This window comes from Dellaglioa sp. CoH-55-MRSF-8 (assembly GCF_056782195.1).
The window spans coordinates 1-229 of sequence record NZ_JBXAYH010000287.1 but is presented as its reverse complement, the minus strand read 5'-3'; the positions used below and the strand labels follow the sequence as shown (position 1 = coordinate 229).

Genomic DNA, 229 nt, shown 5'->3' with positions numbered 1-229 from the left:
GATAAGTACGCACGACACGCAGGCATTCGGCCAGATGTTGCTCCGGCGTGCGGGCCTCTGCCCAGCGATCCATCGGGCCGCCCGGCACACCTTCGAAAACCATGATGTCGCATAAGCCGGACAACGTCAGTGCCGGGAAGCTGAAGTACTCGCCCACGCCAGGAATCATATTGAAGCCAATGCGTGAGAACGGCGTACGCGGCGTCATACCGGTCACGTAGGCCAGTGC

At 61.1% G+C, this 229-nt stretch carries 1 protein-coding gene; it reads right to left on the bottom strand.

All coding sequences use genetic code 11. The features are described from left to right. Window positions 1-229 (bottom strand): styrene monooxygenase/indole monooxygenase family protein (locus AC1RPW_RS08760; RefSeq protein ID WP_481769575.1); only part of this gene is annotated, 229 nt, incomplete at both ends.